Origin of the sequence: Zwartia panacis (genome assembly GCF_030410395.1) — a bacterium.
GTDB lineage: Bacteria > Pseudomonadota > Gammaproteobacteria > Burkholderiales > Burkholderiaceae_B > Zwartia > Zwartia panacis.
Window position 1 is genome coordinate 1 of record NZ_JAUHHF010000002.1, and the last position, 22,153, is coordinate 22,153.

At 50.6% G+C, this 22,153-nt stretch carries 24 protein-coding genes; 12 read left to right on the top strand and 12 right to left on the bottom strand.

Going from position 1 to position 22,153, the window contains the following annotated elements; all coding sequences use genetic code 11:
* The first annotated feature begins 377 nt into the window (after positions 1–377).
* The gene (gene lysC, locus QWY30_RS15960; protein ID WP_435433350.1) at positions 378–575 is read left to right on the top strand and encodes an Rz1-like lysis system protein LysC; all 198 of its coding nucleotides are present in this window, start codon (positions 378–380) and stop codon (positions 573–575) included.
* 178 nt (positions 576–753) lie between these two features.
* Here lysC and QWY30_RS02455 read toward each other — a convergent pair whose 3' ends face one another.
* Genes QWY30_RS02455 through cadR form a run of 3 tightly spaced genes read right to left on the bottom strand, consistent with a single transcriptional unit; the run spans position 754 to position 2,884 of the window.
* Positions 754–1,815 carry a DMT family transporter gene (locus QWY30_RS02455; RefSeq protein WP_290237963.1) on the bottom strand — a complete coding sequence of 354 codons (1,062 nt, stop codon included), beginning with the start codon at positions 1,813–1,815 and terminating at the stop codon, positions 754–756.
* Positions 1,812–2,432 (bottom strand): class I SAM-dependent methyltransferase, encoded by a 621-nt coding sequence (locus QWY30_RS02460; protein ID WP_290237964.1) that lies wholly within the window; start codon positions 2,430–2,432, stop codon positions 1,812–1,814. Before QWY30_RS02460 ends, QWY30_RS02455 begins: the two co-directional genes overlap by 4 nt.
* 20 nt (positions 2,433–2,452) lie before the next feature.
* Positions 2,453–2,884, bottom strand: a complete 432-nt coding sequence (cadR, locus tag QWY30_RS02465; protein ID WP_290237965.1) for a Cd(II)/Pb(II)-responsive transcriptional regulator — start codon at positions 2,882–2,884, stop codon at positions 2,453–2,455.
* A 41-nt stretch (positions 2,885–2,925) separates the two neighbouring features.
* On the opposite strand from cadR, the gene QWY30_RS02470 reads away from it, so the two are divergent.
* Positions 2,926–5,178, top strand: coding sequence for a heavy metal translocating P-type ATPase (locus QWY30_RS02470; RefSeq protein WP_435433351.1), 2,253 nt, complete (start codon positions 2,926–2,928; stop codon positions 5,176–5,178).
* A gap of 74 nt (positions 5,179–5,252) precedes the next feature.
* On the opposite strand, the gene QWY30_RS02475 is transcribed toward QWY30_RS02470, so the two are convergent.
* From QWY30_RS02475 to QWY30_RS02515, 9 genes are all read right to left on the bottom strand, one after another.
* Positions 5,253–5,624, bottom strand: coding sequence for a hypothetical protein (locus QWY30_RS02475; protein ID WP_290237967.1), 372 nt, complete (start codon positions 5,622–5,624; stop codon positions 5,253–5,255).
* A gap of 24 nt (positions 5,625–5,648) precedes the next feature.
* The gene (locus QWY30_RS02480; protein ID WP_290237968.1) at positions 5,649–8,768 is read right to left on the bottom strand and encodes an efflux RND transporter permease subunit; all 3,120 of its coding nucleotides are present in this window, start codon (positions 8,766–8,768) and stop codon (positions 5,649–5,651) included.
* A 12-nt stretch (positions 8,769–8,780) separates the two neighbouring features.
* Entirely contained in the window at positions 8,781–9,803 is a 1,023-nt protein-coding gene (locus tag QWY30_RS02485; RefSeq protein ID WP_290237969.1) for an efflux RND transporter periplasmic adaptor subunit, read from the bottom strand.
* Positions 9,800–10,351 (bottom strand): hypothetical protein, encoded by a 552-nt coding sequence (locus QWY30_RS02490; RefSeq protein ID WP_290237970.1) that lies wholly within the window; start codon positions 10,349–10,351, stop codon positions 9,800–9,802. The genes QWY30_RS02485 and QWY30_RS02490 overlap by 4 nt, the downstream gene beginning before the upstream one ends.
* 16 nt (positions 10,352–10,367) lie before the next feature.
* Complete coding sequence (locus QWY30_RS02495; RefSeq protein WP_435433363.1) at positions 10,368–11,600, bottom strand: TolC family protein; 1,233 nt, start codon at positions 11,598–11,600, stop codon at positions 10,368–10,370.
* A gap of 889 nt (positions 11,601–12,489) precedes the next feature.
* On the bottom strand, positions 12,490–12,888 hold the full coding sequence (locus QWY30_RS02500) for a hypothetical protein (RefSeq protein WP_290237972.1): 399 nt from the start codon (positions 12,886–12,888) through the stop codon (positions 12,490–12,492).
* Entirely contained in the window at positions 12,885–14,228 is a 1,344-nt protein-coding gene (locus QWY30_RS02505) for a recombinase family protein (protein ID WP_290237973.1), read from the bottom strand. Before QWY30_RS02505 ends, QWY30_RS02500 begins: the two co-directional genes overlap by 4 nt.
* On the bottom strand, positions 14,225–14,671 hold the full coding sequence (locus QWY30_RS02510; protein WP_290237974.1) for a DUF2924 domain-containing protein: 447 nt from the start codon (positions 14,669–14,671) through the stop codon (positions 14,225–14,227). The genes QWY30_RS02505 and QWY30_RS02510 overlap by 4 nt, the downstream gene beginning before the upstream one ends.
* Positions 14,664–14,855 (bottom strand): hypothetical protein, encoded by a 192-nt coding sequence (locus QWY30_RS02515; RefSeq protein WP_290237975.1) that lies wholly within the window; start codon positions 14,853–14,855, stop codon positions 14,664–14,666. The genes QWY30_RS02510 and QWY30_RS02515 overlap by 8 nt, the downstream gene beginning before the upstream one ends.
* Positions 14,856–14,986: 131 nt before the next feature.
* On the opposite strand from QWY30_RS02515, the gene QWY30_RS02520 reads away from it, so the two are divergent.
* From QWY30_RS02520 to QWY30_RS02565, 10 genes are all read left to right on the top strand, one after another.
* Entirely contained in the window at positions 14,987–15,265 is a 279-nt protein-coding gene (locus QWY30_RS02520; RefSeq protein WP_290237976.1) for a helix-turn-helix domain-containing protein, read from the top strand.
* Between the two features lie 11 nt (positions 15,266–15,276).
* Positions 15,277–16,089, top strand: a complete 813-nt coding sequence (locus QWY30_RS02525; protein ID WP_290237977.1) for an ImmA/IrrE family metallo-endopeptidase — start codon at positions 15,277–15,279, stop codon at positions 16,087–16,089.
* 89 nt (positions 16,090–16,178) lie between these two features.
* Positions 16,179–16,754 carry a hypothetical protein gene (locus QWY30_RS02530; protein ID WP_290237978.1) on the top strand — a complete coding sequence of 192 codons (576 nt, stop codon included), beginning with the start codon at positions 16,179–16,181 and terminating at the stop codon, positions 16,752–16,754.
* 179 nt (positions 16,755–16,933) lie between these two features.
* A complete protein-coding gene (locus tag QWY30_RS02535) occupies positions 16,934–17,362 on the top strand; it encodes a hypothetical protein (protein WP_290237979.1) in 429 nt (142 codons plus the stop codon).
* 13 nt (positions 17,363–17,375) lie between these two features.
* Positions 17,376–17,900: a hypothetical protein gene (locus QWY30_RS02540; RefSeq protein WP_290237980.1), complete on the top strand. Its 525-nt coding sequence runs from the start codon at positions 17,376–17,378 to the stop codon at positions 17,898–17,900.
* On the top strand, positions 17,900–18,682 hold the full coding sequence (locus QWY30_RS02545) for an ATP-binding protein (RefSeq protein WP_290237982.1): 783 nt from the start codon (positions 17,900–17,902) through the stop codon (positions 18,680–18,682). The genes QWY30_RS02540 and QWY30_RS02545 overlap by 1 nt, the downstream gene beginning before the upstream one ends.
* A 17-nt stretch (positions 18,683–18,699) precedes the next feature.
* Positions 18,700–19,200, top strand: a complete 501-nt coding sequence (locus QWY30_RS02550) for a DUF669 domain-containing protein (RefSeq protein ID WP_290237983.1) — start codon at positions 18,700–18,702, stop codon at positions 19,198–19,200.
* Between the two features lie 24 nt (positions 19,201–19,224).
* Positions 19,225–19,605 carry a hypothetical protein gene (locus tag QWY30_RS02555; RefSeq protein WP_290237984.1) on the top strand — a complete coding sequence of 127 codons (381 nt, stop codon included), beginning with the start codon at positions 19,225–19,227 and terminating at the stop codon, positions 19,603–19,605.
* Entirely contained in the window at positions 19,598–20,551 is a 954-nt protein-coding gene (locus tag QWY30_RS02560; protein ID WP_290237985.1) for a PDDEXK family nuclease, read from the top strand. The genes QWY30_RS02555 and QWY30_RS02560 overlap by 8 nt, the downstream gene beginning before the upstream one ends.
* Complete coding sequence (locus tag QWY30_RS02565) at positions 20,542–22,116, top strand: DEAD/DEAH box helicase (RefSeq protein ID WP_290237986.1); 1,575 nt, start codon at positions 20,542–20,544, stop codon at positions 22,114–22,116. Before QWY30_RS02560 ends, QWY30_RS02565 begins: the two co-directional genes overlap by 10 nt.
* Positions 22,117–22,153 lie beyond the last annotated feature (37 nt).

Below are 22,153 nucleotides of genomic sequence, written 5' to 3' on the forward strand. Positions count from 1 at the left end.
CAATGGCTAATCCAGGCAGTCCTAGGATAGAATCGATGTGGGACATCGGTATGATCTCCATTAAAAATGTTTCTTCGCAAAAACAAGTTTAATGAATACCGTTGTCCCCCGTTAATGATGTAGAGCCTGATTCGATCTGCCACGAGCCCCGCACAGTGCGGGGCTTTGCGTTGCTACCTCTTGACTGCGACCCGTGGCCGCGACACCTAAAAGTCGTCTCAAACCCGGTTTGTCTCAAAACCTCATGACTTTTTGGGCGTCGGTTCAGAGGTTGGTCGCTGGTCATTTTGGCGAGAAAGCTGTGAACCTTGGTGAACGGAAGTTGGTGGTGCGGTGTGGTTTGTGGAGAAGTCGCGTAATTCCACGAACGGTCCTTATTGAGTCTAACCGGCTGCGCGAGCCCAACGCAGCCATATCGACCGCCAATTCCAGCCAACCTCGCGAGTCCTTGCCCGGCGGTCGATAGTTTTACGTCGACGTCTTGGGATGAGTTGATGAAAAGCTATCTGAAGCTGGTGTTTCAGTATTCAGAGTGTGCTGGCAAACATGCTGCGGTAAGCGATGTCAATAAATAGGATTTAGTACTTTGGCCGCCGCGATAGTATCTGAAAGTCTGCGCTGTGGATATGGGTCGAAGTCCGCGAGCGGTTTTTACTAAACTTATAAAAATCGATGGGTAACTTGCGGACTGATCGAGCGGTTTTTTATCTGGCATTGGCAGGCTAATACCCTTTAATTGGGCAATAAAAGTAATTAGCTGTGCGAATGCCGATGATGAACGTCTGGGAAATGTGCATGCTTGTGTTTGAGTTTTGTATGCAGGTGATCATGTGTGTGAGGCTCAACGCCATCCCATTCCACATCGTGGAGATGCTGGTGGTGCTCGTCATGATGGTGAGCGTGTCTATGAGAAAGTTCCTCATGGGTATGCTCATGCGCATGACGCTCGGTCAGATGCAACCAAACGCCAACCGACATCAAACCAGTAGCAATCCAAAAGGCCGTGCTGGTGTATTCACCAAACACGGCAATAGCGATGGCAGCTCCTACAAATGGTGCCGTTGAAAAATAAGCGCCGGTTCGCGCGGTTCCCAGTTCGCGCAGTGCCAACACAAATAAAACCAAGCTCAAGCCGTAGCCGAAGAACCCGATTAGCAATGCCGACGAGAGCAGCGGCAAAGCGGGCCAGCTTGCCCCGAGCGCAAACCCGAGGCCCGTATTGACACATCCTGCAACCATGCCTTTGCTCCCTGCTATGAACAAGGCATCAGAGGCTGAAACTTTGCGCGTTAAGTTATTGTCTATCGCCCAAGCAAGGCAAGCGCCGGCCAATGCAAGCGGCCCGATGCCAGAGACAACAGCTTCACCACTGGGCCATGCTAAGACGGCTCCACCCAAGACAATCAACGCCATACCCAAAACGATTCGGCGGTCGGTACTTTCTCTAAACACCAGCCAAGCCAGTACGGCTGTCAGTACTGATTCCAGATTCAAAAAAAGTGAAGCAGTGGAAGCTGTTGTGTGAGAGAGCCCTACCATTAGCAGCAGCGGGCCCAAAACCCCACCGAAAGTAATCGCACCCAACAACCAAGGCCACTCTTGGCGTGCAATGCCTGAGGGCTTCCAGCCTCGATCACGAATCAGCCGGATCAACGCCAAGCCCAAGCCGCTGCCCAAGTAAAGTAAGCCCGCCAGCAAAAATGGAAGGGATGGGCTCTGCCCTTCCCCCAGAAGTTGTTTCGCAAAGGGCGTGCTAGCTCCGAACAAGATGGCCGCCCCCAAGGCTGGCAGTGCAGCACGGTGTAGGCCGCTCATGCAGAAGCCTTTCGACACATACAGTAAATAAATTGCTGGTCGGTGCCAAAGGGTGTGTGGTGGAGCTGCACTTCGTGCTTGAGCAAGACAAATTCATTTCCGAATTCGGCATGCAATGCTTCGGGTGCATAGCGCATGACGGGTAAACCACTGCATTGGGTCAGCCCATTGGCACCGAAGGTGGCCATGATGACATGGCCTCCGGGCTTAAGAGCGCGGAGTACTTGTTTGACATACTTTTCTCGAGCTTCGTCAGTCGTTAAAAAGTGAAAGACGGCACGGTCATACCAAATATCAAAGCTGTGGGGTTCAAAGACCGCGAGGGTTATGTCAGCCACCATCCATTGAATACTGCTGCCGCGCGAGCCAAGACGGTATTCGCTTTCAGCCAGAGCCGCAGCAGATAAATCCAGCAAAGTGATATGGTGATAGCCATCGTCTAAAAGATCATCTACCAGGGTGGATGCACCTGCACCGACATCAATGATGGCTACGTCGCGACTCAATCCGGTTTCACGAATCAGTCGCATTGACGTTTCTGCATGCGGCTCAAACCAACTGACGCTATCTGCAGCTTTGGTTGAGTAAACCTGCTCCCAATGATCTTTGCTTTTCACGCTGACCTGCTTCACGGGCTTCAACCCAAGTGGGTATGACGTTCCGGTTTTTGTGACGTTTCCATGGCTGCTAGCCCCTGCAAAATGCCGCAATCATCCACCGCTTGTTCGGTCTGGCACCGTTGGCGTAATCCGGCCAGTTGTTCCTTCAGGTGCAAAAGTTCCTGGATGCGCTCATCTACATGGGCTATGTGCTGGTCAAAGACTGTGTTGATGGCACCGCATCCTTTGGCAGGTTGATCGGATAAGTCCAACAAGGTGTGTATTTCCTCATGACTCATGTCGAGCGCCCGGCAGTTTCGAATGAAACGCAAGCGCTCCAGATGAACTGGCCCATAAACACGAAAGTTGCCAGTAGTACGCACGGCTTCAGGTAGCAAACCCTTCTTCTCGTAGTAGCGTACTGTTTCCACCGTGGTCTGAGCAACCTGGGCTAATTCGCCGATTTTCATGGCATGTTCCAAATAGTTCTTGACTCTATAGTAACTTCAGGTTGCATGATAGGACAAATTTAAATGAAAGGTCCATCATGACTAAGCATCGCAATCACAATCACGAACACGCCGCAGATGCCTGCTGCAGTGCGTCGAATATGAATATTGCCTCACAACGCCGACCAGTACACGAAAAAAATGAGAGCGTCAGCTCGGGTGTCCAGACACTCATACGGATTATGCAGATGGACTGTCCGACGGAGGAGGCGCTATTACGCAAGAAGCTAGACGGCATGGCAGCCGTCACAGGGATGGAGTTCAACCTCATGCAACGGGTGCTTACCGTCACCCATGCCCCGCAGGCGACAAAGTCAATTCTGGAAGCCGTTAGGTCCTTGGGTTTCACGCCAGAGATTGTGGACGGTGAACATGAAGAACCCAAACAGGAGCCAGTCAAGCCATGGTGGCCGCTGGCCTTGGCTTGTCTTGCCGCCATCGGTTCGGAACTCGTGCATTGGCTCGAGTTTCCTGTTGTAGTGGCAGCTGCGCTCGCACTGATTGCCGTTTTGATGTGCGGTATCAGCACTTACAAGAAAGGCTGGATAGCCATCCGCAACGGCAATCTGAACATCAACGCTTTAATGAGTATTGCTGTCACAGGCGCCTTAGTATTGGGGCAATGGCCTGAGGCCGCCATGGTGATGGTCTTATTTACGATCGCCGAGTTGATTGAAGCGAAGTCTTTGGACCGGGCGCGCAATGCGATTCGTGACCTGATGCAACTCACACCGGAGACTGCCACCGTCCTGCAGAAAAATGGTGTCTGGCAGGAGGTACCAGCAAAATCTGTTTCCGTGAATGAGCGGGTAAGGATCAAACCGGGAGAACGCATCGCCTTGGATGGCACGATCGTTAGCGGACACTCGTCAGTGAATCAAGCACCCATCACAGGGGAGAGCCTACCGATAGACAAGCAGTCGGGCGACCCGGTTTTTGCCGGGACCATCAACACATCCGGCTCTTTCGAGTACCAAGTAACGGCCGCCGCAGGCGACAGCACTTTGGCACGCATTATCCACGCAGTGGAAGCAGCTCAAAGTACGAAGGCACCCACTCAACGGTTCGTAGACAAGTTTGCCCGAATCTATACGCCTACGGTGTTTGCCTTTGCTCTGGCCATCGCCATCCTGCCACCTTTGTTGATGGATGGTGAGTGGTTCAACTGGATCTATAAAGCCCTCGTTTTGTTGGTGATTGCATGCCCCTGTGCGCTGGTTATCTCTACGCCCGTGACCATCGTCAGCGGTCTCGCTGCGGCCGCACGAATGGGAATCTTGGTTAAAGGCGGCGTATACCTTGAGCAAGGCCGTAAACTGGAATGGCTGGCGTTAGATAAAACGGGCACGATCACCCACGGCAAACCAGCACAAACGGACTTTTTTACGTTGAACGGTTGGAATGAACGCGACGTCAGAAGTCTCGCTGCCAGCTTGGCCGTGCGATCAGACCATCCTGTCTCAATCGCGTTGACAAATGCAGCCAAGCTCGAGGGGATAGAACTGCGAAACGTAGAAAATTTTGAAGCGCTACCAGGCCGAGGCAGTAAAGGAGTAATCGACGCAAAGCTTTATCACCTGGGTAATCACCGCCTGATTCATGAACAAGGACGCTGCTCAGATGATCTGGAGGCACGCCTCTCAACATTGGAAGCTCAAGGTAAAACGGTGATTATGCTGACTGATGAGCAGAGCGTGCACGGTGTATTCGCTGTAGCGGACACTGTAAAAGAAAGTAGCTACCAAGCCATTACGGAACTACATGCACTGGGTATCAAAACCATCATGCTGACCGGCGACAACGTGCATACGGCGCGAGCCATCGCTAATCAGGTTGGGATTGATGAAGCGCACGGCGACCTGCTACCAGAAGACAAGTTAAAGGCTATTGAAAGTCTTCTCGGTAAAGCAGTTACCGTTGGTATGGTGGGTGATGGTATCAATGATGCCCCTGCACTCGCCATTTCAGACATCGGTTTTGCAATGGGAGCAACAGGCACCGGCACGGCCATTGAGACGGCAGACGTTGCGTTGATGGATGATGACTTACGAAAATTGCCACGCTTTGTGCGCTTATCACGCAACACCCATTCGATACTCGTTCAAAATATTGTTTTAGCCCTTGGCATAAAAAGCATATTTTTAACTTTGACCGTACTTGGTATGGGGACGATGTGGATGGCAGTCTTTGCTGATGCAGGTGCAAGCTTGTTGGTGATTGGCAACGGCTTGCGTTTGCTACGCGTTAACAACTGACAGAAACGATTTAGATTTAAATTTCTTAAAATGCCTGCCTACACAGTTACGTATCGGCAGGCGCTAATCATCAGTTACTTCAAAGTAAAACGAACATTGACGGGCGCTTTGCCCGGTTGAGACACTGTCACTACAACCTTTGCATTCGCAATCTTGAAAGAGCCTGTAGCCTCAAACCTAAGCCCAGCCGTTTTTAACTCCACCTCCTGCTTCTCAGCACCTTGCAGGATAGTCGCCTTGGCTGTCGAACGTGAAATGTCAACGGGTTTGCCGTGATCGCTGAGATACAGCAACAAAGAATCTGCTGTTGCAACAAACTCAAAGGTGATATCTTTGACTTCTGCTACTGCACCACCATATACAGGTTTTAAATCATGCCCACTAGCGGCATAAACAATGCCTGAAAAACTCATCACCAAAAAAGTAAATAATTGTATAAGCTTCATTTGCTTTCCTTTTATTGAAAAAAATTAAAGTGCTTCAACATCTTTGCTTAACATCAAACGCTCAGAGTCTTTACGACCAAACATCCAAAACATAACGGGGGTTAAAAAGGTATCCAATAAAGTAGAACTAATTAATCCCGAGAAAATTACTACCGCAACAGGATGCAATATTTCTGTCCCCGGACGCTCTGCTTCAAAAAGTAGAGGGGCAAGCGCAAAGGCAGTCACCAGGGCAGTCATCAACACAGGCGATAAACGTTCCATCGACCCGCGCAAAATCATCTTATGATCAAAGTTTTCTCCTTCAACTCGCATTAGGTTAATGTAATGACTTACTTTTAAAATGCCGTTACGCACAGAGATTCCGGCCAGTGTTATGAAGCCGATCAGAGCGGCGATTGACATTGGTTGCCCTGAAATCCAAAGACCCAAGACCGCACCCACAAGAGCGAGTGGGATATTCGACATGATTAGCACTGATAACGTGACGGATTGATAGCGGCTATAAAGAACAAGAAACATTAGGGTTAATGAAACAAGCGATAGCAAGCCAACTAAGCGGGATGACTCTTCCTGTGCTTGAAACTGTCCACCCAACGTTATGAAATAGCCTTCGGGGAGCTTGGATTCAGCGACGACCTTTCGAACATCCTCAATAATGTCTGAAAGAGCACGTCCTTGCGCGTTAGCAGAAAGAACAATTCGTCGCTTTCCATCATCTCGACTGATCTGATTGGGGCCGTCACCATCCTCAATCGTCGCGATTTTAGTTAGGGGGATTCTTCCATTTGGTGTTTCGATAAGAATTTTTCCAAGTCCATCGAAAGAGCGAGACGACTCTGGAAGTCGCAAAACCAGAGCAAAGCTTCTACTCCCCTCTACGATTTGAGCCAACTTCTCACCTTCAACCAGGCTTTGGAGAGTGCTTAAAACCTGAGGTGTAGACAAACCGTATTGTGCTGCTGCGGCATAGTCAATTCTGATCTTAATTTGTGGTGACAAAACTTGTTTTTCAATTTCAAGATCTGTCATGCCTGATATGCTACTTAACTTTGATCGCAACAAATCGGCCTGTCCCCGCAAAGTATCCAGATCATCGCCAAAAATCTTGATTGCAATTTGAGACCGTACTCCCGAAAGCATATGATCAATTCGATGAGAAATTGGCTGCCCCACAGATATAGCTGCCGGCAAATTGATCAGCTTAGATCGAATATCTGCAGATATTTCTCCCATTGAACGAGTCAGTTCGCCAGCCGGCTTCAAACCAATATCCAACTCGCTTACATGCACTCCTTCAGCGTGTTCGTCCAGTTCAGCGCGACCGCTTCGACGGCCTACGTGAATGACCTCCGGAACTTGTTTAACGAGCGTTTCAGCCTTTCGAGCGAGAGAGGAGCTCTCTGCCAAAGTCACTCCTGGATTAAGACGCAAACCAACCAGCAAAGTGCCTTCATTAAAGGGCGGCAAAAATGTCTTTGAAAAAAAGGGTAAAGCAACCATCGATGACAATACGGCTACGGCACCCACAATAATTGCCGACCTAGGATAATTGAGCACACCCTGCAACCAAAAGTAATACTTCTTTTTCAACCAAGCAAGCAATCTGGTGTCGCCATGATTCAAATTTTTCATACTAGGCAGTAAGTAGTAGGAAAGTACAGGCGTAACCGTGACTGACACCACCAACGATGCGAGCGTGGACACAATAAATGCAATGCCAAGGGGGACAAATAAACGTCCTTCCATACCCGGGAGTGCAAACAAAGGCAAAAACACAAGAACAATAATTACGGTTGCATATAAAATTGCTGATCGAACTTCTAGCGAAGCACGCACAACTAACTCGAGAATGTTTAGTTGATTTTGCGGATGCTTTGCCCGATCTTCTTTCAGTCGGCGCATGATATTTTCGACATCCACAACAGCATCATCAACCAATCCACCAATCGCAATTGCTAGCCCTCCGAGGGTCATCGTATTAATTGAAAGTCCAAAATATTTAAATACGAGCCCCGTGACAAAAATCGAAACAGGAATTGCTGTCAGAGCAATCACCGTTGGACGTAACGTCCCTAAAAAGAAAAATAAAATAACAGCAACAAATAGCGAGGCTCCAATTAACTTTCCTTGTAAGGTGTTTATTGACGCTTCAATAAAGCTAGCTTGACGGAATGTCACCTTGGGTGAGTCCATGCCAGCAGGTAATGACTGTTTCATGTCTGCCAGAGCGGCTTCGATCAAACGGGTCACTTTAATTGTGTCAGCTGTCGGTTGTTTTTGTACGCCCAAAATAACTGCTGGCTTGCCTTCGAAACCGGCATCTCCTCGCTTGATAGCAGGAGAAAAAGTAACCTCTGCGATTTGTTGCAATAAAATTAGCTGACCATTTAGACCGGGTAACGAAAGAGTCCTAAGATCTTCAAGGCGAGAAGTACGACCAAGGTTACGGATTAAGTACTCGCGACCATTGAGTTCAAGAAATCCTCCTGAGGTATTGGATGAAAATCCCTTGAGTGCCTTTTCTAGCTGCTCATGAGAAATTCCAAGTTCAAACATGCGTACTGTGTTGGGCTGGACTTGAAATTGACGGACTTCGCCTCCGATCGGGATAACCTGAGCTACGCCAGAAATAGCCATCAATCTCGGTCTAAGTACCCAATCCGCATACTCACGAACCTGCATCGAAGATATTTTTGCAGTGTCAATTGGGATAGCGATCTGCATAATTTCTCCCATAATGGAACTGATCGGCCCCATTCTTGGCACTACGCCTGACGGCAAACTCTGTTCCATTGAAGAAAGTCGCTCAGTCACCATTTGCCTTGCGCGAAAAATTTCAGTGCTCCAGTCAAAAGTGACGTAAATGAAAGATAGGCCAGCACTAGAGACCGAGCGAATGCTTTCAACTCCAGGAAGGCCATTCATGGTGGTCTCTAATGGAAAAGTGATGAGCTGCTCAACCTCTTCAGCAGCCATGCCTCCGGCCTCGGCCATGATGGTCACAGTCGGTTTATTGAGATCTGGAAATACATCTACCGGGGTGCGCGAAAGAGTGAAAGCACCGTAGACCATAAGAACGAGACTCGCAACAAGAACGAGCAATCTATTTGAGAGACTATAGACAAGTATCCACTTAAACATGTTATGGCATCCTTATCGAATCTGATTGATGAGTGTGGCGGCTCGCACAACGACAAGCTCGCCATCATTCAGCCCAGAAGTAATTGCTACGTTCGCTCCATCCAATGGTTCAACCGTGACCGCTCTTGGTTCAAATTGTTCGGGCGTCTTTTTAATCCAAACAATATTTTGATTGGCCGGATTTTTCATCAAGGCAGTCACTGGCAAGCGATACGCCTTAACTGTCTGGGTATTTTGTGCAAATACTTTGACAGGCTGCCCAATTGCCAAGCTTGTTGAGGGTATGCTGCTTAAGCTAAAAACAATTGGTACTGCTTGCCCACGCATCACACGGCCCACACCAATAAGGTTAAGCGGAATACTTTGATCAGCAACTTTGATGTACGCGTGAGCAATATCGTTTGCAATACTTAAATCAAATGTAAGGGCTTCGATCAGCAGCCGCGCTGGATCAACGATTTCAAATAAAGTTTCTCGCGAATCCACTACCTGACCAGAGACGACGTTTGATGAAGCAATGAAGCCAGTGACTGGTGATCGCACTTCCTCATTTGCTACCGCAGCCTCAGCTTCATCAATCACCTTGCGCGGTACCGTATCCGTTAACTGGCGAAGTCGTTGCAGACGAGTTTCTGCTAAAGACTTATTTGTTTGAGTGGCCTCTGAAACGACATAAACCAGTATGTCTCCTCTTTGCACTTTCTGCCCTAGTAGAGGGAATCCTTGCGGGCCGGGAGTCACGCGACCTGCAACGATTGTTTGTGCTTTTCCACCAAAATTAGGATCCATCACAACCGAAGCATTTAGCTCAACCGCCCGTGACAAATCATCCTTTGTGACTAGGGTTGTCCTGACTCCGATTTGCCTTTGCGTTGGCTTAGGGGCAAATACAGTCCCATCAGGAAGCCGCTTTGGACCTCCAGTATTTTCAGAGATAGGGGCCGCTCCGTGGTCGTGGCCTTCTCCTGCCAATCCGATCGTCGAGAAAAACAAAAAAAACAATACTGTCAACAACTTAGGGAATTGAATTTTCATGCGATATCTCCATTGCGATCATGACGTGAATGTCGCACCCGTTGAATCATCAGTAAGAGCAGTAAACAACCTACCGCCAAGGCTCCAAACCAAAAAACATATTGTTTCCAGTACGTGCTCGCTCCTTGCGATTCCAAGGCGTCTGGCGCATGCACATCAATTGTTCCGGTTAACAGATCGCTGACTGATCCGGCGATGACGGTTGCCAAGATATTTGTTGTGCCCTGGGGTAGTTCTTTCGTTAGTAGAACTTCGAACTCACCCTCGTCAATACGAGTGACGGGAACTTGTACGCCATCAATTTCAATATTGAGCTTTGCGTTCAATACCGGGCTACCGTCTTTGTGGTGATCCAAATAAAGGATAAGTTGCTTTTGATTAACCACGCCAACGAGTTCGAAATCCTCGGATATTGCATAGAATCGCAGCATATTCATGCTCGGTACTGCGGTTGGTGTGTTTCCGTGCGAATGACCTTCACCAGAAAAAGCCAGCGGGGTAATAAAGCTTAAAAAAAGTGTGCAAGTCAGGCTATAAAAAACTTTCATTAATTGCTCCTCAGTATCATTCTGGAAGTAAGCCAAGGTTTTGACGTAGCGTAGACACAGCTGCTGCTAGATCAATTCGGGCTCGGCTTGCACCGCGTTGCGCCTCTACAGACTCAAGCTCAATTCGTAGGCGGGTAGGTAAATCTGTTTCGCCAAGGCGGAAAGATTTCTCAAAGAAAACGCGTGACTCTTGTGCTAGTCGAGCGCGTTTTTCGGCAGCCACTAATTGCAAACGCGTAGACTCGACAAGAATTTTTGATGCTTCAAGATCGGCGGCAAGTCGCTCTTGCTCTAACCGCATCTGCGACTCTGATTCCAAAGCTTCCGCTTGAGCTTGTCCTATCCTTGCCCTGTTACGACTTCCTGAGCCGAACGGTATTCGTACGCCTAGCGTGATTGACTGTTGCCACGACTCTCCGTAAACCCCTCTTTCCCGTGTCGTACCAAGGAAAACTTCAGGATTTTTCCAGTTTTGTGCACTTGCAAGATCTGCGGTGCGGCGAGCAACCTGAGCGCGATCAAATAACTCCTTAACTGCAGGATGATTCGCATCGAGTTTAGTAAAGTCAGCTGGTAGAGCAGGCATCCGCTCTGGTGTTTGCTTTACATTTGAGTTTGGCAATACGCCAGTCAATGACCGAAGATGTTGGGTTGCACTCGCTAAGCGGCTTTCTGACTCTGCTTGGGCCACCTCAGCAGAGGCAAGTGCACCACTCGCTTGATGCTGATCAGATAGTGCAAGATCACCAGCGTTCACTCGACGTCTTACGTCAGCCGCCAGTTTCTTAGCGTTTACGACTCTGGCGTTGGCTAGTGCCGTCTCATCTCTTGCGCGTTGCCAGTCCCACCATGCGGTTCTAAGGTTCTGTGAAGTGCGAAGCTGTGCAGCACTGACACGACTGCTAACTGAACGCAGTTCAGCACCTGCAAGCTCACTTGCTCGCGATTGTTCACCTGGTAACCAAAGCGGTAGAGTCACGCCCGCCACGTACTCTCTTCGACCCTGATCACCAGTCACCTGGTCGGACTGTGTAAAGAGATCTAATGAAGGTGGTTCTGCAGTCCACGAGTTGGCAACCTCTTGCCTGGCTTGTGCGGCATTACGACGAAGTGTGGCTGACTTGGCTTCAGGTTGGCGATCCCACGCCAGTTCGAAGGCTTGTTTCAGGTCAAAGGGTGTATCAGTATTGTTGAACTGTGCTTGTTGAGCCCACAAAGCAGAGTTAAAAAATATACACAATATAAACATCCTAGCGATGTATCTGCCAGGGGAAGTAACTAAAGGATTTTTTTGACGCATCCGATTCTCCATTTAAAAATGAAATAAAGAGAATCGGCAGAGCAGAGCCCAAAAAGGGCCGTGTCGTCTGCTAGCCTGAAGCTACAGACGCTTAAAAAGCGCTAGGTGATTACGCCAGCTCTGCCGATTAAGCAGAGACGAGCCAGTTGGGGCGTTCAGGTTGAAGGCCTGGTGGCGAAGTAGCGTGAATGGATCGTGAGGAGTTGACAACGAGTGTAGCAAGCACGATCGTTGATGGTGCCAAAGTACTCAATGCAGCAAGACACCCTGTATGGCAAACCGTGCAATCGCTATCGCCAGTAGAAAATTTCAACTTAGATAATGACTGTTGATCATCTTTGTGTTCATGACCATGGTGGCCAAAGTGTTGTGCATTTGTTATTTCTTCATGCTGACAATAGGTCGCCGATACTGCCCAACTGGACTGTATCGGAAAGCATATCAAAAGAAGAATGAGAAACAAAAAACGCATATGAGAAACAAAAAATAAGTATTATTATTTTATCAGATAAAGTTTATTGTTAGATCCCTGGTGGGACTTTGCATCAAAGCAGGTGGATTCGTATACGAAGTGCAACTCGACTCTTCCAGCCGAAACAGAAATAGGGACGCTGATTGAATTTCATAAATATCGAATTGACCTGGCCATAAATCTGACATGTTAGTAAGTGATCCATAAATCCCAACCTAGGCACACGATAAAAACTGCATGACGCTCTCTTGCTGCGAACATAAAGTGAGCGGAACATTGGTTGGATTCCGCACCTTTCCACAGCCGTTATCAACAGCCCTTACCTCTTGAATTACCAACTTTTTTACTCAGCCACCACCCCACCACCTATTTTTCGACAAAAAAATGCGCCACCTGCCGATCCCAATCGAGCGGGAACGGCTCCATTAGGTCTTTCAACCTCAGATGCGCTGGGTATTTTCCGTCCAGGATGGCCTCGACGATCGTCGGTGACAAGTATGCCAAGCGAAGTACGCGGCTGACATAAGAAGCTGTGATTTTTTCTGCCCTAGACAAGTCATCGATTGAAGAGTGCGTACCGTCCAACAGCATTCGCTGCCAACGATACGCTCTTGCTATAACTTTTATCATCGAATTATCAATAATTGCCTCACGGCGTGCGATGGCGCGCTCGCCGTTGGGCAGCACGATTATGGCCTTGCCACTGCGTTTTTTGAAGCTCATCGGTATATCCGTGATGAAGCCGTCTGTGCCGTCACTCATCATGCTGCCTCCCGCAACGCATTTGACTCAAGGGTATCGCGAAGCAATTTGTTCAAGCCCTCGCCGCGCCATTTGATACTGATCCCGTTAGGGGCTACGGTGATGCGCTCAATGAGGGTACGCGCGATCTGCGACTGCTCCGCTGGGAAGAGTTGATCCCATACCGATTCAATAGACTGCAAGGCCTCGATTGCCTGCGCCTCTTCTGTGCCCGGCCGTGCAATACGTACCTCGCGAACAGCTTGTGCCAGGATCTCGGGTGAGCGCAGAACATCTCGCATTTTTTCAAGGACCAAGGTCTCGATCTCGCCCGCAGGTATGCGTTGAATCTCGCAGCCATCTTTGCCAAGTTTGATTGAGTCTGTGTTGACGTAGTAACGGTAAGTCTTGTTACGTTTGCGGGTCCAGCCAGGAGTAAAGGCGCGCCCCTGGTCTGAGAAAATCAAGCCCCGCAAAAGAGATTGTGCCGAGCCGCGCCCGGCGACTCTGGCTTTGCTCAACGGGGAGCCACTTTTTAGATGGCTCTGCACTTTGTCCCATAACTCTTGGCTAATGAGCGGCTCATGCTCGCCCGGAAAAGTCTGACCTTTGTAAGCGGCGAGGCCAAGATAAACAGGGTTATGAAACATTTTGTAAATGAGACCCTTGTCGATTAGCTTTCCTTGGCGCACCACCCCCTTGGTTGTGGTCCAGCATTTTGATGTGACCCCTCGGCTGCGCAAGTCATTTACTAATGTCGCCATTGAAGGGGTGGTTGCAAATCTGTTAAACAATTCTTTAACGATTAATGCCTCTGCTTTGTTGGGTATCAGTTTGCGATCGACCACGTCATAGCCCAAGGCTGGCATGCCGCCCATCCAGATACCACGTTGCCGAGAGGCTGCGATCTTGTCGCGCACCCGCTCGCCTGCCAGCTCACGTTCAAACTGTGCAAAGGAGAGCAAAATGTTAAGCGTTAGGCGCCCCATCGACGTTGTTGTGTTGAACGACTGGGTCACCGACACAAAGGTTACTTTGTATTCGTCAAAGAGTTCAACCAGCTTGGCAAAGTCGGCAAGTGAGCGTGACAGACGATCGATTTTGTACACCACGATCGTATTGACTAAGCCTTGGCGAACATCTTCCAACAGGCGCTTAATGGCTGGCCGCTCAAGTGTGCCGCCAGAAAACCCACCGTCGTCATACCGCTCGCGCAGCATGAGCCAGCCCTCTGATTTTTGACTAGCGATGTAGTTTTCGCAGGCATCGCGTTGAGCATCCAGGGAGTTGAAGTTTTGTTCAAGCCCCTCCTCAGTGGATTTGCGTGTGTATATGGCGCAGAGCACTTTGTCTGTTGCGTTCATTTAAGACCTCGTGCGCTGGAAAACCCAAAAAAGGTCCAGCCGTTGCGGTTGGTTCCGGTAATGACTCTGGCGATGCGGGACAGCGACTTGTAGCGCTGCCCTGCATACTCAAAATCGCTGAGGTTGACGACAACCTCGTGGGGCCGACCATTCCACTCCCGAATCAGTCGGGTCCCAGCAAGGGGGCGATCATCGACCCGACGCCTACGACTCTCGTCCTTGACCTCATCAAACTGCTCACTTAGTTTTTCAAGCCGCTTGATGGTTTCGCGTTTGAGCCCGCCCAGAGCAAGCTCCTGGATTCGATACGCCAGGCGAGTTTCTAAGAAGCGGCGGTTAAAGGGTGGGGCCTCGCGTTGAAACATTTCTTGCCACATTTGCTTGAGATCTGCGACGGGTGAGTTTTTAAGCGCTGCCACACGCGCAATCATTGAGTCATTCATTGGTGTCCTCCTTGGTAATCAAGACAGGTACATGAACGCTCTCTTCAGCGCCTATAGCAAGTTGAAGAGCACGATTCTGGCGATCCAGGAGGCGAATCACGCCCTGAGCCAGAATTGAGCCAATAACGGCTACAGGGGTGGTCTTGGCGGAGGCGGTTCGGGGGCGGGGGCGAGGTTTGGTCATGTAAGTTAATACCGCCGCAGGGGGGATTTTTCTCAGGGATCTCGCTTTAAAACCAAGCATTTACAAATTGCTTGCAAACAATTACGTCGTTGCGCTATAATGCAACGACGTAATGACAATCAAGGACTTTTATGAATCCCTTCGGCACCTTTGTGCGTACCAAGCGAGAAGCGGTCGGCATGACGCTGACAGAGTTCGCTCGGCAACTGGAGATCAGTCCTGCCTACTGGTCTCGCATTGAAACCGGGCGCGAAAACCCACCAAAAGATGAGTTGATTGAAAAAGCAGCCGTCATTCTTGGGGTGAGTGAGGACGATTTGTTTATTGAAGCGTCTCGTTTACCACCAGATATGCAAGAGGAAGTCGCAGAGGTTGTGCGTCTGTACCGCTCTAAAAATCCAAAACTATAAGCACATTTGACATGGCCGCTCTCAAAATTCACTACCGACATACGCAACGTTATGAACCTGCCTACCCTCGTCATGCAGATGTCGAAAGTGTTGCAGCTGATGTCAGGCGCCAACTCGGACTCTCGAGGCAGAGAGCGTTGACAGTAAAAGATCTTGAAGCCATTCAAGAACTGAACGTTAACGGGGTTACCTTTGACGTTTGGGTGGACCTGGAACACGAAGTGCACGATGAGCATCAGAACCCAGTATTTGGTGTGTTTGAATTCACGCCTGCAAGTTCAGTTGATGCGGTGTCGGTTTGTGTTTCACCAACAGGCATTGATATGAGCGAACAATTGCAATTGTCAACACTCGCCCATGAAATGGGTCATGCGATCTTTGATGGCCCAGCCTTAGTCGCCCACCATCAAAACCAGCCGTTAGTCGATTTGACGGAAGCGGGAACGGTGCGCGCATTTAGGCTGGTGACAGAGTCACAAGCGCAATTACAAAAAGCCGATCACACATTACCAGCTCACATAAAGTTTGCAGAGCTGCGAGCCAATGAGTTCATGGGTTCTTTGCTGGTGCCACGTGATCTACTTTGGGAAGCAGTGATGGAAGAAGCACCAAAACATGCTCTCGAAATACGCTACGGGGAAGATACCCTTTTTGCAGAGACGCCGGATGGTGAGAAAAAAATTGTCTGGTCAGAGGTCACATATGACATGGATAGCTGGTCGTTTACACGGGCTCTGGCACCGCACTTTGGGGTTACCCCGGCGTTCATTGAAGTGCGCATGATGCGTTACGGAATGATTCCCTCAGAGACCAAGGCAAACTGAAACAAGGCGGAACGAATGCGGGCACCTGCGGGTGCCTTTTCTTAAATAAAGTCGTTAACTATTGACTAAACGCGCAAAGGCAAAATTAGATGAAAAAGCCATCCATTGATCAGACCTACCTCGACGCTGCTCTGGCTGCGGCAGCAACCCGAACCTATCGCCTTGCGGCGCGCCTTGGTCTGCCCAGCGCAGACAGGGAGGACATGCAGCAGGAGTTATTGCTTGACTTGCTTGAGCGCGCGCCGGGCTTTGACCCACAGCGCGCAAGCGCCAACACATTCACCGGAGTTGTTTCTGGGCACCGCGCTGTCGAGGTGCTTGATGCCTTGATGAAAGATCGCGGTCGGATGTCCTTTTTCTCAGGGGTAAGTGACGCTGCCAATGATTCAGAAATGAACGAGCCGCATCAGTTATACGACGACGATGTGGTGCCCATGTGGGCGGATGAAACTGACGAACTTAGCATGAGCATAGGGTTGAGGGACATGCAAAGAGCCTATGAATATATGACCGATGAGCAACGGGATTTTTTTGACTTTCTTGACAGTCACCTAGATCTGACCAGCGCCTGTAAAGCCTCTGGCGTGTCAAGCGCAACGTTCTATCGGCGCGTCGCTGAGATCCAAATGCACTTGCGAATGTTTGGAATTCGATCTGCTGCCTGAGCAAGTTGTCTTAGATCAGAGTGGCCTGAGAAAAATTATGACCTCGATCAGTAAGAACCTACATATCGCGTGAAAAGCTAAGGGCAACCAACTCAGCCATCAGCGCGAATGCAAGACCTGGCAGTACCACCCACTGGGGAAGTGCTGCCAATTAAACAACACGCTGATGGAGTCTGAAATTGTTAACACTTACAAAAAATATCGATATAACACCGGCCAGTTCCGGCTTAACGCCACACGTAGTAACAATCATGCAAGTCTGTGACGTCTATGTGCCCCCAATTGCCTTGAATGAGGCCAACCTCTGTGACTGGATCGCCAGCGCCTTGGACGGTCACTGTATTCAGTATCACGAAGGCCTGCTGCTGCGAGATCGATCCGAAAGCAGCAGCGGGCTACCCACCAAAGAGCGCGCCCGAATTAATTCGTTGGCCCGCCGCGCATGGATCGCCTGTGAACTTGGTCTGGTTCAGCTGTTTAGCCAGAAAGTTGACGATAACCACTACCGCTACCTCGCTATGCGTTCGCGCACCACCTTAAAGCCCGCAGAGATCCGGACCCAACTGCGCATTGCACGGCCTGCGCCCACTCGCCACAACCCCAACTGAAAAGAGAGAACTCATGAATCCCCAAACCGATGTTCTAGATGAAATTGGTCAACTGTATATGACTGAACTCGATAAGCTACCGCTGCAAGAACTTGACCGGCTGATTAAGCTGGTCACGGCTACGAAAGATGCAGCCGCGTTGTACCTCAGCACCTTGCAGTCGACGCTGCACGGCCGCTTAGGTGGTCATGCCCAGAAACTTCGCCAGGAAGCTGGCAAGTCCACTGGAACGGTGCGCTTTGAAGTCGATGGCTTTCTTGTCTCAGCAGATCTGCCTAAGCGCCCCGAGTACGACCAGCACAAACTCAAAGAAGCCGTTGAAGCCTTACGCAAGTGGGGCGAAGATCCTGACAACTATGTCGGGATCGAGATCAAGGTGTCAGAAGCCAAGTACACAGCATGGCCACCAGGCATTCGTCAATTATTTGAACCTGCCCGAACGCTCAAAACAGGTAAGCCCATTTACAAGTTAGAGCAAGTCACAGCACCTGGTAGCCAAGTCGCAACCAACGACAGCAACTTTGGCGAGGTCGCGTGATGGCAATCTCTATCTCACAACTCACCCGTGCAAATCAGCCTAAGCCACCTAGGATCACCATCCATGGCGTGGCGGGCGTTGGCAAGACCACGTTCGCAGCTCAAGCGTATAAGCCAGTATTCATCCAGACCGAAGACGGCCTAGGTACCTTGAGTGCGAACCATTTTCCCTTGGCCCGAACCTTTGAAGAAGTGCTCGACGCACTGGCTGCGCTTTATACCGAAGAGCACGACTTTAAAACCGTCGTTATCGATAGCGTGGATTGGCTTGAGCCCTTGATCTGGGGTAAGGCCTGTCGCGATAACGGTTGGGCGTCAATTGAGGATGCGGGGTATGGAAAGGGGTACGTGGCAGCGCTAAATCTTTGGCGTCAATATTTCGAGGGGCTCAATGCTTTGCGCGATGACCGGGGCATGACGGTCGTTCAAATTGCCCACACCGATATCAAGCGCTTTGATAGCCCTGAGCATGACCCCTATGACCGCTACGTGGTCAAGCTACACGCTCGCGCCTCGGCGCTGCTGCAAGAACACTCAGATGTCGTGCTCTTTGCAAATTATCGGATCAGTACCGTCAAAGCCGATGTCGGTTTTAACAAGAAGGTAAACCGCGCCATGGGTTCAGGCGAGCGGGTGATTCACACAGCGGAGCGCCCAGCCTTTCTTGCAAAAAACCGCTACGGGTTACCTGAAACCTTACCCCTGGACTGGCCAAGCTTTGTCGAAGCCATGCCCGACACACTCAAAGTAATGCTTTTACCAACCTCAACGACTAACGCTTAAACGCAGGAGAACTAACCATGGCTTCACTAGGACAAACTTTCGATGCATCTGCAGTTGAACCTTCTAACAACTATGACGTACTGCCACCCGGCAAATACCTGACTCAAGTTATCGCCAGCGAAATGCGTGCAACCAAAGACGGACTCGGTCAGTACCTTTATCTCGAGCTTGATGTGCTCGAAGGGCAATACACCGGTCGAAAATTATTTGACCGTCTGAATTTAGTTAACGCGAATCCAGATGCTGTGGAGATTGCAAAGAAAACGCTTTCGTCGCTGTGCCGAGCCGTCAATAAGCTGCAGGTCAGCCATTCTGAACAACTACATCTCATCCCCTTTATCGCTGATGTGCGCGTGCGCCCACCAAAGGGCATGTATGGCGAAAGCAATTCAATTCGCTATCAGTCACGTTCGCAAGCACCAGCAATGCCAACGACCTCGGTCGCACCGCCCATGACCACCGTGGCGCAGCCCCAAGCGCCCGCGGCTAATGGTTTGCCCTGGAAGCGTCAGGCCTGATGTGTGCGCAAAAAGGAGTCGATCATGAGTGAGCTCAATTTTGCACCAGAGGGGTTGTCGTTGCCGCAGACGGCTGACGCCTGCCGCACTCGACTGGTGAGCCTGCAGGCTGAGGTGGCCTCAATCCGGCTTCAGATTGCAACGACTGACATTCGGCGTCAGACCGAGAAAAAAGCGCTTGATGCGTCCGCGTTTCATCGTGCGAAGACAGCCCTACGTCTGAAGCAGTATGAGCTTGGGCTCGTCTCTGCACACTTGGCCAAGCTCGCGCAAGGCGAACCCAGAGGTGCTTTTAAAGACACGCTCATTGAGTTGGTCCGCGAACAATTTGATGACAGTCAATGGACTCAGCTTGTCTCGCGGGCCAAGGCAGCACATCACCTCTCGGGAGAGCAGCATGGCTGAGTTACCCCACGCAAGCTGTCCGACCAGAGATGCGATTTACGCAGCCTACGAAAAAGACTCAGGCGATGGTTTTCGCTCGCACCTCGGGGCCTCGATTATCGGCAAAGAGTGCGCGCGTGCGCTCTGGTACGACTTTCGTTGGGTGACGCAAGCCAAGCACCCTGGTCGTTTATTGCGTCTCTTTGAAACCGGACAGCTTGAAGAGGCTCGCTTGGTATCGAATCTGCGCGCAACGGGTGCAACGGTTTTAGAGGTTGACCCCGAGACAGGTAGGCAGTTTCGGGTGGCAGCCCATGGCGGTCATTTCGGTGGCTCACTCGATGGCATTGCACTCAATCTGCTTGAAGCACCTAAAACCTGGCACGTACTCGAGTTTAAAACGCACTCGAAAAAAAGCTTCAACGACTTGCTTAGCAAGAAAGTTCAGGCTAGCAAGCCGCAGCATTACGCACAGATGCAAATTTATATGCATTTAACGGGGATCAGCCGCGCGATGTACTTGGCGGTCAACAAAGACACCGACGAGCTCTACGTTGAACGGCTTGAGGCGGATCGCGCTTGCGCTGAAAACCTTCTCAGTAAAGCGCAGCGGGTCATCTTTGCCACAACCCCACTGCTAAGAATAAGTGAGGATCCGAGTTGGTATCAGTGCCGGCTGTGCGACCACGCGCCCGTCTGCCATGGCCAGACAGCGCCAAGCGTGAATTGTCGGACGTGCCTGCACGCGACACCTGTTGAGAGCGCTTGGCACTGTGCTCGTCTAAAGCAACCTATTGGGGAGAGGGAGCAGCGCGCTGGGTGTTCGCTCCATCTCTTTGTGCCTGACTTAGTACCCGCGCAGCAAGTCGATGCTGGCGAGGACTGGGTGGAATACCTGTTGCCGAGCGGCGAGCGCTGGCGCGATCAGGGCTTTGTTAAACGTATGGAGAACGTCTCATGTCTTTAAAGTTACGCGCATATCAAACAGCAGCCATAAATGGTATTTACAACTATTTCGATGCTGAAACTGGAAACCCCTTAGTGGTGATTCCAACCGCCGGGGGCAAATCCTTGGTCATGGCAAGTTTTATTGAGGGTGTTTTAAAAAGTTATCCGGATCAGCGCATTCTGATCGTGACGCACGTGCGTGAGTTAATCGAGCAAAATCACGCCGAACTCATCAAGCTTTGGCCCCAAGCACCTGCTGGGATTTACTCGGCTGGGCTAAAAAAGCGTGAAATCAGTGCACAGATTTTATTTGCTGGTATTCAGTCTATTCACAAGCATGTCTACGGCGTGCAGCAATGCGATCTGGTGCTTATCGATGAAGCGCACTTAATTCCACGCTCCTCGAACACGATGTATCGCAGCTTTTTGGACGGGCTCAAGCGCCTGAATCCTATGCTCAAAGTCATCGGTTTGACTGCCACCCCGTACCGCCTGGACTCAGGGCGGTTGCACGAAGGCGAAGAGGCGATTTTTACCGATATCGCCTACGAGGTGACGGTGCGTGAGTTGATCGATGACGGGTACCTGTCGCCGCTCATTTCTAAACGTATGGCCACCGAGCTCGATGTCTCTGAGGTTGGGACCCGTGGGGGTGAGTTTATTGCCAAGGATCTGGAAGCGGCGATCGACCAAGACGCGATCACGCAAAGCGCTGTCGATGAAATTTTCTCGTACTCAGCCAACCGCAAAAGCTGGTTGATCTTTTGCGCAGGCGTGGATCACGCGTATCACGTGCGAGATGCTGTGCGTGCCCGAGGCGTCACCTGCGAGACCATCGTGGGTGATACACCAAGCGCGCAGCGCGAAACCCTCATCAAGGACTTCAAAGCCGGACGCATTCAGTGCCTGACCAATGCCAATGTGCTGACCACTGGTTTTAATGCACCTGCTGTGGATCTGATCGCCATGTTGCGCCCGACCAAATCGGCTGGCTTATATGTACAGATCGTGGGCCGTGGTTGTCGGCTCGCACCGGGTAAGACAGACTGCCTGGTGCTGGACTTCGCTGGCAACATTGCGCGCCACGGTCCTATCGATGCGATTAAGCCCAAGACCCCCAAGGCAGGGGAAGAGGGAGAGGCGCCCACCAAGGACTGTCCAGACTGCAACAGCATTGTGCACGCGGCGGTGCGCGAATGCCCCGACTGCGGTCACCTGTTTCCTGAACCACAAATCAAGATTGAGGCGCGCGCAAGCAACCTGGACATCTTGTCTGGTGGCCCACCGCAGTGGGTGCCGGTCAATGGGGTGAACTACGCCCGCCATGAAAAACCAGGCAAGCCGCCCTCCCTGCGCGTGGATTATCAGTGTGGGCTGAACTCTCACAGCGAGTGGGTGTGTTTCGAGCACGACGGCTATGCGCGCCAAAAGGCGGCAAGCTGGTGGGCAAATCGCGCGCCCGGCAAAGGACTGCCCAAGCGAGTCGATGAAGCTTTGGCACTGACACAAAGCTTGAAGTGCCCCTCACAGATCGCAGTCAAACCCAACGGGTGCTTTGTTCAGATCGTTGGTGCACGCTTCTGATGCTGTGCGCCGTATGCAGGCGCGAGGCCCGAGGGTT